At 63.5% G+C, this 10225-nt stretch carries 10 protein-coding genes; 1 reads left to right on the forward strand and 9 read right to left on the reverse strand.

The features are described 5' to 3' along the window. Positions 1-15 precede the first annotated feature (15 nt). The 3 genes from C1924_RS02195 to C1924_RS02205 form a co-directional block, all read right to left on the reverse strand. The gene (locus tag C1924_RS02195; RefSeq protein WP_108763876.1) at positions 16-1434 is read right to left on the reverse strand and encodes a dihydrolipoyl dehydrogenase; all 1419 of its coding nucleotides are present in this window, start codon (positions 1432-1434) and stop codon (positions 16-18) included. Then, a complete protein-coding gene (locus C1924_RS02200) occupies positions 1431-2816 on the reverse strand; it encodes an NAD-dependent succinate-semialdehyde dehydrogenase (RefSeq protein WP_108763877.1) in 1386 nt (461 codons plus the stop codon). The genes C1924_RS02195 and C1924_RS02200 overlap by 4 nt, the downstream gene beginning before the upstream one ends. A gap of 62 nt (positions 2817-2878) precedes the next feature. After that, the gene (locus C1924_RS02205) at positions 2879-3640 is read right to left on the reverse strand and encodes a hypothetical protein (protein WP_108763878.1); all 762 of its coding nucleotides are present in this window, start codon (positions 3638-3640) and stop codon (positions 2879-2881) included. Between the two features lie 280 nt (positions 3641-3920). Between C1924_RS02205 and C1924_RS02210 the strand changes: the two genes are divergently transcribed. Next, positions 3921-5063 (forward strand): YncE family protein, encoded by a 1143-nt coding sequence (locus C1924_RS02210; RefSeq protein WP_108763879.1) that lies wholly within the window; start codon positions 3921-3923, stop codon positions 5061-5063. A 78-nt stretch (positions 5064-5141) separates the two neighbouring features. Here the strand turns inward: C1924_RS02210 and C1924_RS02215 are convergent, their stop codons facing one another. From C1924_RS02215 to C1924_RS20500, 6 genes are all read right to left on the reverse strand, one after another. Beyond that, the gene (locus tag C1924_RS02215; RefSeq protein ID WP_108763880.1) at positions 5142-5699 is read right to left on the reverse strand and encodes a hypothetical protein; all 558 of its coding nucleotides are present in this window, start codon (positions 5697-5699) and stop codon (positions 5142-5144) included. A 104-nt stretch (positions 5700-5803) separates the two neighbouring features. Next, on the reverse strand, positions 5804-6643 hold the full coding sequence (locus C1924_RS20235; protein ID WP_159094739.1) for a hypothetical protein: 840 nt from the start codon (positions 6641-6643) through the stop codon (positions 5804-5806). Positions 6644-6693: 50 nt separating this feature from the next. After that, entirely contained in the window at positions 6694-7533 is an 840-nt protein-coding gene (locus tag C1924_RS20240; RefSeq protein WP_159094740.1) for a hypothetical protein, read from the reverse strand. Continuing rightward, entirely contained in the window at positions 7530-8873 is a 1344-nt protein-coding gene (locus tag C1924_RS20245; RefSeq protein WP_159094741.1) for a hypothetical protein, read from the reverse strand. The genes C1924_RS20240 and C1924_RS20245 overlap by 4 nt, the downstream gene beginning before the upstream one ends. Positions 8874-8898: 25 nt before the next feature. After that, positions 8899-9258 carry a hypothetical protein gene (locus C1924_RS20250; RefSeq protein WP_159094742.1) on the reverse strand — a complete coding sequence of 120 codons (360 nt, stop codon included), beginning with the start codon at positions 9256-9258 and terminating at the stop codon, positions 8899-8901. Positions 9259-9293: 35 nt separating this feature from the next. Beyond that, on the reverse strand, positions 9294-10225 hold a 932-nt coding region (locus C1924_RS20500), incomplete at its 5' end, for a DUF2345 domain-containing protein (RefSeq protein ID WP_254051200.1).

The following is a 10225-nucleotide window of genomic DNA, read 5'->3' on the forward strand; positions in this document are numbered from 1 at the left end:
GCGCGCCTCACCGCATCACCCGCCCGAAGGCGCACCCGCATCATGGTCGGCCGGCAGCGTGATGGGCGTTGCTGCGCAGATGCTGCGCAGGGCCTGCTTCAAGCCTTCCTCCATGGTCGGGTGGTAGAACGGCAGTTCCAACAGCCGGCTGGCGGTACAGCCGGTTTCCACTGCCCATGCCAACAGGTGCGCCAGGTGCTCACCCGCAGGGGCCGCCAGGTCGGCGCCAATCAGCCTGCCCTCCGGCGCCGCCGCGTACAGGGTCAGCGTGCCTTCGTTGACGCCCTCCACGCGCGCGCGGCCCTGGTCGTCAAAATCGGCCGTTCCGGTCACGGCGCCCTCTTCTTCGGATTGGCCGATGCTGGCCACGGGCGGGTCGGTAAAGGTAATGCTCAACGGTACATGGCGTTTCACCGTGATGCGGGCCGGCAGGGCCACGGCATTGCGGCCGGCGATGGCGCCATCGCTGGACGCCTCGTGCAGCAATGGCAGATCGGCGGCGACGTCGCCTGCAAGAAACACGGCGCTGTCGCCGCAGCGCATGGTCTCGCGATCGTGGCAGGGCACGCCGTGCTCATCCAGCTTCAGCTTTGCCTTGTCCAGCGCCATGCCTTCCAGGTTGGGCGGCCGCCCCAGCGCGGCCACCACGTAGTCCACCTGCACGCTGCCATCCGCTGCGTCTTTGCTGGTCCAGCGCACGCGCACGCCTTCATCGCTCTGCTCCGGGTGTACGTCCACGCCGAGGTGGATGTCCATGTCCCGCTTCAGTACCGCCAGCAGTGCGTCGTGCACGCGCGGGCAGCGCAGCTTGGCCAATTGGGTGTCGTTGCCCAGCAGGGTGACCTGCACACCCAGCCGGGCCAGTGCCTGGGCAAATTCCAGGCCCAGCGAGCCGGTGCCTACCACTGCCACGCGCGCGGGAAGCTGCTTCAGCTCGAACAGACTTTCATTGGTCAGCACGCGATCGCCCAGTGCGGCAAACGGCGGTGGCAGGGAAGGCGCCGAGCCGGTGGCGATGATGATGGCGCGTGCCTCGATCCGTCGGCCGTCATCCAGTTCCAGCGTGGTCGGGCCGGCAAACCGCGCGCGACCGGTCAGCCGCGTGGCGGGATCCAGCTTGTCGATCTGCTTGCGGGTCAGCGCTGCGAAGCGATCCCGTTCGGCACGTACGCGCTGCATCACCGCCGCGCCGTCAATCTGCATGCCTTCCACGTGGATGCCGAACAGATCCGAGCGGCGCACGCGCTCGGCCTGCTTCGCGGCGGCGAGCAACAGCTTGGAGGGCATGCAGCCGACGTTGGCACACGTGGTGCCATTGAAGTGTGGATCGATGAGCAGGGTGGACGCGCCGTTGCGGCGCGCGGCACGCTCGGCCGCCAGGCCTGCCGTACCGGCGCCGATGATGGCCACATCGCAGCGCAGGGATGTGCTCACGGGGCCGCCGGCAAGGTGATCGACTTGATGTTGACGAATTCCTTCAAGCCCTCGGGGCCGTGCTCGCGCCCGTAGCCGGAAGCCTTCACGCCGCCGAAGGGCAGGGTGGGGCCCGCCACGTTGAAGCCGTTGATGCACACCATGCCGGTGTCGAAGTAGGTGGTGGCCAGCTCGCGGGCACGCTTCACATCGCGGCTGAAGATACCGCCGCCCAACCCGTAGCGGCTGTCGTTGGCGATCCGCATGGCATCGTCATCATCCTTGGCTTTGATGATGGCCGCGGCGGGGCCGAACAGTTCATCTTCATAGGCCACCTGGCCCGGTGCGACGTCGGCCAGCACCGTGGCGGGGTAGAACCAGCCGGTCTGAGCCGGCACCTCGCCACCCACGACCAGCCGCGCGCCCTGGGCAACGCTCTTGCTGACCTGTTCATGCAGGGTGTCACGCTGGGCCTTGGACACCATCGGGCCGAGCTGGGTGGTGGAATCGTTCGGGTCGCCCATGCGGATCTGCGCGAACTGCTTGGCGTAGGCTTCAACAAAGGCGTCGTAGTTTTTTTCGGTCACGATGAAGCGCTTGGCGTTGACGCAGGTCTGGCCGTTGTTGAACAGGCGGCCTTTGACGCAGGTCTTCACCGCCAGCTCCAGGTCGGCATCGTCCAGCACCAGATAGGCATCATTGGAGCCGAGTTCGAGCATGGTCTTCTTCAGCGCCTTGCCGGCCTTTTCGGCGACGGTGCGCCCGGCCTTCTCACTACCCGTAAGGGTTACCGCGCGCACCAGGTTGTGATCGATGATGGCATCGGACTGGTCATGGCTGATGAGCAGCACGCCGAACAGTCCCTTGGGCAAGCCGGCTTCTTCATACAGATCACGCAGGAACAGACCGCTGCCGGTGCAGCTTTCAGCATGCTTGAGCAGCACGCCATTGCCGGCCATCAGGCTGGCGATGGAATAGCGCACGGCCTGGTAGGCCGGGAAATTCCACGGTTGGATGCCGTACACCACGCCGATGGGCGCGTGGGTGACGATGCCGGTGCCATTGTCCGACGGACGTTGTTCATCGGCCAGAACCTTGGGGCCCTGCTCGGCGGTGTACTTGCAGATGGCCACGCACAGATCCACTTCGCTGCGGCTGTCGCCGATCAGCTTGCCGACCTCATCGGTCATCAGCTGCGCGAACGCTTCTTTCTTTTCATCCAGCTTCCGGGCAATGGCAGCCACCACGGCGGCACGGTCTTCGCGGCTGCGCAGGCGCCACTGCAGGAATGCCTCATGGCTGGTCTTTACGATGTCTGCGGCTTGGGCATCGGACATGTAGGCGTAGGTGTCCAGCACCTGTTCGGTGAGGGGGTTGATGGTCTTGAGGGACTGACTGGTCATGGTCGGGTCTGCCTTGTGGGGGAGGGAAGGAAGGGGTGGACGGACGGGCAATGCGGAGGGCTTCAGCCGTGGCGGTGGCGATGGCGGTTCAGTGCGCCCTGCACCTGCTGCAGTGCATTGCGCATCTCGCTGCGCCAGCCCTCGGCGGGCAGTTCGCGCACGGCCGAATGGGCGGCGCAGACAAACGGCGTGCCGGCCCAGCGCTCGGCGAGCGCACTGGCCCAGCGCTCGAACGCATCGGCGGCACCGGGCCGGGCCTGCAACGCGCGCGGCAGCCTGGGGTGGAACTTCAGGCGTGACTGCGGCAGCCACTTTCCCAACACGCCAGGCGCGGCCAGCACCGTGAGGGTGTCGTCGACATGGACGATGCCGCTGCGGCGGTGGCGTACCAGCACCGAGCTGGCGTGCACGCTGTCATCGTTAGTGACAAGGTCCAGGCCGGCGGGGATGGAGAAATCCAGGTCTTCGGCAAAATCGGCCTGGGTGGCCACGTCCTCGATGACGCCGGCATCCCACGGCAGGTGCGGCGCGCGCTGGCGATGACGGGCGGTGCCGATCAGGCGCGCCGCCGGCAGCAGTTGGTGCAGTGCATCGCAGTGCAGGGTGTGGAAAGGGTGCACGTTGAGGATGGCATCGACCAGCCTGCCCTGTGCGGTGAGTTGCAGCAGCTGCTGGCGCTGGGCCTCATCGGGGGTGTAGCTGTCCAGCACCAGGAAGCGACCGTTGCAGCGGCGCACCAACGAGAGGTGCGTGCCGACATCCAGCACGCCGGCAACCTTGAAGGTGCCGCGCAGGTTCCAGTAATCGGGGGCGAGTTGCTGCATCAGGATCAGATCGCGCGACCGCAGGGGGCGATCGGCGCGTGCATGGGGGGCTTCTGATCGTGCGTATGCGGCGATTCCTGCGGCGTGAAAGCGGGTGAGGGTGATGTCAGCGCGGTACGAGCCATACCCACGCTGGCTTGGGCGGACGCCGCGCCCCCTACCTGCTACCATTCCCCCGCTACCCAGCCAGCCCACCCCGCGCCAACCGCTGCGGAGAGGGCCGTCGTAGAACGGCCCAGCGAGCCAGGACACCCTTCCGTGCCCTTTCAAGGATGCTCGCATGACCCGTCATTTCCGTTTCCGCTCGGCCGCGCTGGCCGTTGCCATCTCGCTCAGCGTCGCCGCCCCGGCGGCATTTGCCGATAACGCGACCGCCGCAACGGCCGCCAGCACCGCCGTGCAGCGCCAGGCCATCGCCCAGGGCCTGTACGAGCTGGCCTACAGCCCCACCCAGAACGCCGTGTTCGTGGCCTCGTCCGGTGGCTTCGGTGACAATGCCGGCCCGTCCCAGGTGCTGCGCCTGGACCCGGCCACGCTGGCCGTGCAGACCCGCATTCCGCTGGAGCGCAAGGCGTTCGGCGTGGTGCTGGATGACGCGCACAACCGCCTGTACGTGGGCAACACCGTGGACACTTCGGTGACCGTGGTCGACACCGCGCAGAACAAGGCCATCGGCACCGTGCAGCTGATGGAAAAGAAGGTGGGCAAGGACGGCAAGGCCGGCTACACCCACGACCTGCGCGAGCTGGTGGTGGACAGTGCGGGCAACCGCCTGTACGTGACCGGCCATTCGGGTGAGGGCAGCGTGCTGTTCGTGGTGGACACCACCACCCTGAAGCTGATCGACACCATTCCGGGCCTGGGCAAGGCCAAGGCGCCGGGCCTGGCGCTGGATGCAGCCAACAAGCGCGTGTACACCAGCAACCTGCTGGCCGACCTGGTGGTGGTGGGCACCGACGCCGGGAAGGTGGTGGCGCAGCACAAGATTGCGGCCGAGCAGCCGATGAACATTGCGCTGGACCCGGACGGCAAGCGCCTGTTCGTGACCGACCAGGGTTCGGAGATGATCCGCAACTACGTGACCAAGACCAGCGAGGGCTTCGTCAGCAAGCACCCGGGGCAGCGCGTGCTGGTGCTCGACCGCAGCACGGGCAAGGAACTGGCCAGCATCCCGACCGACGCCGGCCCTCTGGGCATCCTGCTGGACGCACCGCGCAAGCGCCTGTATGTGACCAACCGCGAAGGCGGCACGGTGACGGCCTATGACAGCACCAGCTACAAGAAGGTGGCCACCTATGCGGTGCCGACGCACCCGAACAGCCTGGCACTGGATGCGAAGAACAACGTCCTGTTCGTGAGCATCAAGAACGGCGAGAAGGATGCCAAGGGCGCGGAAGAGAGCGTGGCGCGCATCCAGCTGTAAGGCGGCAACGCCGGAAAATGCGGAATCGGTAGCGCCGGGTCATGCCCGGCGCAACGCAGTGCTTGCCGGTACGTCTGTCTATTCGCTGCAGGCGTGGAGCAGGTCAACACCCGCAGGCGCGCGATAACGCAGCGCCGTCGGATCGAACTGAAGCTGCATACGTTCGGTTCGCACGGTGCCACTCTGGCCCACTGGGCAATCCCGGGTTGCTTCCAATGCGGGCCAGATGGCATGCGGTGCTGCAGGGGCGATCAATGTGGTGAATCTGCCCTCCAACAGGCGGATGTACATGCCATCCGGACACTGGGCCAGAACCAACCTGTCGGTTGCGTCGATGGTGCCGTAGCTGCTGCCGAAGTAGGTCAAGACAGCATCCTTGCGTCCATCGTTGTTCAAGTCGGGAGTGTCGCTCAACGACGTCTTGCCTTGCCGGCCGCTGTAGGGGCAGGCTTCGTCATCACCGGGTGGGCAGGCACTGACGAAGCTGCCCTCGACAGGTATGAGCTCGATCCTGTCATCCATGGCGGCCGCCGCGCAGGCGCGCTCCAGTGTATCGGTGTTCCTGGCAGAGGCAGCGCTGCACGTGGACAGGCAAAGACCTGCCAGCAGTAGAGACGCGTGGAAGCGGGAAGGCATCTTCAGTTTCCCGTGATATCGAAGGTGATTGCGGGTGTTGGGGGATCGTAGCCGAATGCGGTGGGTGTTGGCGTTGTGCCGGGAAGAGCCATATCTCCGGCTTGCTACTCGCTGCCGCCGGCATCGCACTGCGCCAGACAGTTTCCCCGGCGGCTCAGGATCGGTCGCACGGGCGAGTCATGGCGTTGGATGCTCCAGATCATGTTGAGTCCATCGGCCGAGGAGCCTGGGTAGGCGAGCCATTGGCCGTGCGGATGCGGCTCAAGCTGGGAATTGGCACTGAACGCGCGTGCACAGTGACCGTTGAGGTAAGTTGCCTCCAAGGACGGCGGAGTTCGCGGATCCTCCGAGTCTGAATACAGGCGGCTTTGCAGCACAGGACAGAGCACTCCTCCGTCTACGACGAGGGAATAGCGTGATGTCTGATCGATGCGCGCCACGGCGTTGAATGATCGTGACTTTCGCAGCGCGGCCGTGCGTGGGGCTCGGTAGTAGACCGAAGCCCAAGGCCATAGGCGCGCTTGCTCGAGTCGAATCTCCATCATCTGCTCACCTACGGCAGCGGCGTCACTGGAGTGGGTGATAACGCCAGCACGGTTGAACAGGTAATAATGCTCGCGGCCCATGGCAGTGGGATCGTCTGCGATGACAATGGATCTGAAGGGCCATTCCGCAGCAGGACTGTAGCTCAGCATGCTGGGTTCGATGGGATGTTCCATACCAAGAGGCAGCCGCCAGATCGACCGGTCATCCGGGAAAGGAATGTGTTGATAGGGCTCATCTCCTTCCCGCACGCAATGGAGCATCTGCCCATCGCGATTGACCAAGGTGATGGCGGGTGTGTCAGAACACTCGATACGTCGCGGCGGGCTCTTCAACTCATCTGCAGGCGCGTCATAGGCCGCAGTTGACAGGAATAGCAAGGAAGAGATGGCGTAGTTCATGGGTGATGTCGATTCCTGCAGTTCGGTAGCACGCACACTAATCTTTCCTTCTAGCGCTTCGACCCATCGCTGCCGCAAAGTGCAACGCACTTCCCGTGTCGGTCGCGCACTGGACGTTCTGGTTCGTCATGGCGCTGGAAGGACCACAGCAGAATTCGCTTTCTGTTTGGAAATCCTGGGTACTCATAGTCCGTCTGCAGATCATGCTCAAACCCCGGGAAGCTGAAAGTGCGGCTTTTGGCGTCGCCGCAGTGGCCATTGATGTATGTCCCGGTGTTGTCGCCTGAGCGCCGGTCGCGCGGCCAGTTCACGAACTCGGATTCTTCGAGAACTGGGCAGAGCATGCCTTGATCGACTATCAGTGCAAAGTGCGACGGATAGATTACCCTCAGCATGGGATCACGAGCCGTTCCTGCGTCGCGATTCTTGCCGGTAGGCATACGGTAGTACACATTGGCGGTGGGCCACACGCGTAAGCCTGACACCGTCATCTCTGCCATTCGTTCGCCGATCGCTTCTTCATCGCTGGAGTCGATCACCGTTCCGTTATGGTCGAAGATGAAGTAGGCATCTCTGGGCTCGGGCCACGGAAGGCTGATTACAACGATGGAGCGGAATGGCCATGCATCGACCCAGCGGAAGTTGCGAGAACCGAGGGGGGGCTGTTCGACGTTACCGAAGTTCAGGCTCCAGTGCGCGCGATCGTCCGGAGGCGTTACATCTTTGTACGCATCCTCACCTTCTTCGGGTTCGCACTGATACCGGCGACCAAGGAACCTGACGGTTGCAGGTGGCGGTGGGCAGTCTTTCCCGGTTGCTATTGGAAGATCATCAGCCGGTGTTTGCACTGCGCCTGCAGATGCGAGAGAAAGAAGCAGAAGAAGTGTCATGATTGGACATGCCTGAGACTGATATGGATATGGTGTCGGTGAACGTGGTCAGTCACGAATCCAACCGCTCCAGGATCGCGGGCGTCAAAGGTGCCGAGTTGGGTATGCGTTAGGCTCCATGGTCCGCCGATCCACCCCAGTACACCGTCTTGTTTGGCCTGAGCTATGTACGCATGTACTCTGAAACTAAGTTCACGCCGACGCCTGTTACTATCTGACTCTGCGCCTCTAGGTGGAATCGGGTTGCACTCTTTGCCAAGCTCGCGATGAAAACGGGCCTCTATTCGGTTCAAGCGGCCGTTGTTGTCAGCTACCGTTGCCTCTGCTTTTGTAATGTCCAGTGCTGAGGCATAGCGATGCAGAACGGAACCGAAGTGCGGGCGCCACGCACCGGTAGATCGAATGTGCGAGATGTCCAGGTCATGCATCATCCTCAATAGGAATTCCATGGTTGCTGGATGTGTCCTGCGCAGGGTCTCATCTGCAGTCATGCGGTTTCCGGCATGGCCGTTGTCTTCGCGGAAGGAGAGCCGCCCGCGTCCGCCGGTAGTTGACTGGTGATTGAACTCAATCTGTTTGTCGCCATGCTCAAACATCCGGTCCTGCAAGTGAGCGTCCCTTGCGCTGTTCATGGTCAATCGCTCGCCGTAGATGATGCGTAACTGTTCGCGATAGTCGCTGGATTCGATGAGCGGGTGCTCGCTGCCATACGTGCGAGAGGCATCAGCCCACGCCTGGAAGGAGATAAGGTGGCGCCCAAGATCCAAGGGTTTGACTCTTCTGCCGTTGGCCTCTTGATGGTTCATCAACTGTAGGACGGGGCCGTCCGCTGCGATGGAGTCAGCTGCTCCACCACGAGTGCGCGACAGACCATTTGGGTGTGTGGTACGGATGGAAGGGCTCAAGTCGGCTGCTTCGATCACGTCCAGCTCGACCAGTGGCTGAACGTCACGTCCACTGTTTCGACCGTCGGCAAGTGCGTGCTGCTGTATACGAAAGGTGCTTCGCGGAGGAAACTGCTCTGTGGGCTCATTGATGTAGATCCTGTACTTCCCCGCACCATGGAGAAGCACATGAGCTTTTCCCTGCGAGGATGTCTTCCCGGAAGAGCCTCTTGGGCGCGCCAGCACGCGCCAGTGACTGGGGTCTTCCGGGCGCGCATGTACTACGACGTAGGGCAGCCCCTTGATCAGTTGAGTAGTTCTCCCGTCATCGCCTCCTCTCATCGTGAAAGTGATCTCGACATGGTGCGTGACTGGAACGTGGTAGAGGTTCATGGCCACGTTGTCCCGGTCACGGAGCACGATTGCTACTGCTGGTGGCTGGTTCGCGCGCTGCATCAGTTCTTCTTCCGCTGGGCTGGGTTCATGCGAGGTCTACCTTGAAGGGAAACGCTGTTGCGTTGGCCTTGATCACGACGTTGCTACGCTGGTGGGCGTGATGGCAGAAGCTTCCAATGTGCTTCCACGAGCCGTCATCGCGACGTATATCGATCTGCACATGGCCAGACACAGGCAGCCACCACGTCCCGTCCTGTTCGCCCGAGCTGCTGTCATGGCCGGAGCAGACCGTTACTCCCCGGCCATCTGCTGAGGTGGTGCCGACATGTGTCGTTCCTCGCTCATCTCTCAGCCGGTACGCGATGCATTCCAGCGGTTCGCCGAAGCTCGTCGAGAAGTGAAGCTGGGTTGACCCTGTTGAAGAAGGGGCGCGCGGCGCGTTCATGGCTGGTTTCCCTTGAGCACTGTTAGCGGGCGGACTCAACATTCGCAGGGGTCATCCTGTCCATCGATCGATGATTCGATGCTCCAGCCTCCATGACCGATGTAGGCCGTAAGCGTGGCGTCCGACTCGGTTCCGACCGTAATGCTCCGTCCTGTTTCATCAGTAACGCCTTGCGCCAACACCTCGCCCGCGGCGGTGACAATTTTGTAGTAGGTGCTGGGTCGGGCCCTTTGCTGCGCATCCACCACACGCAGCTTCCCGCGATACTTCAATCGTGGCGCAAGCTGCCTCGGCAGCGGAACGATGGCAGCGGGGCTGGACGCTCCCCCCAGAAACGGATGCTCCCCCGCCTTCACCGTGAATTCACCCGGGCAACTGAAGGTGATGTTTCCCCCCTCCAGCGTGATCGCGCTGCTGCCGGCCTGCAGCACCACCTTGGTCTGCGCCAGCACGTCGATGCGGTCGTCGGTGGCGGTGATGGTCAGGGCCTGGTCGCTCAGCAGTTCCAGTTCGCCGTCGTTGGCCTGCAGGCTCACCGGGCCCTGCGCGGCGATCACCCGCAGCGGGCCGCTCTGCGCGAAGAGCGAGACGTGCCCGCCGGAAACGGTGGCGATGGTTTCCCCGGCGCTGACGTGCAGGTCCTGCTGCACGGTCATCTGCAGGTTCTGTCCGGCGTAGGCCACCGCGCTGGCCGGGGTGGTCCAGGCAACGTGGTGCGGCGCTTCGGCCAGCAGCAGGGGCTTGCCCAGCCGTTCCACCGGCTGCTCGCCGGGGCTGCGGCCATCGCTGCCGGGCTTCATTCCACTCTGCCCGTTCACATCGCCCTGGAAGCGGCCCTGCGCCTGCGGGTCGATCTGCTCGCGCAGCTGCTGGGTGCGCTGGTACTCGGCCAGGCCGGGCACCTCTTGCTGGGCCAGGGTCTGCTGCATCTGTTCCAGGCTGCGCTCGGCGCCTTTCAGCTGCGCCA

Origin of the sequence: Stenotrophomonas sp. ESTM1D_MKCIP4_1 (genome assembly GCF_003086895.1) — a bacterium.
In the GTDB taxonomy this organism is placed as follows: domain Bacteria; phylum Pseudomonadota; class Gammaproteobacteria; order Xanthomonadales; family Xanthomonadaceae; genus Stenotrophomonas.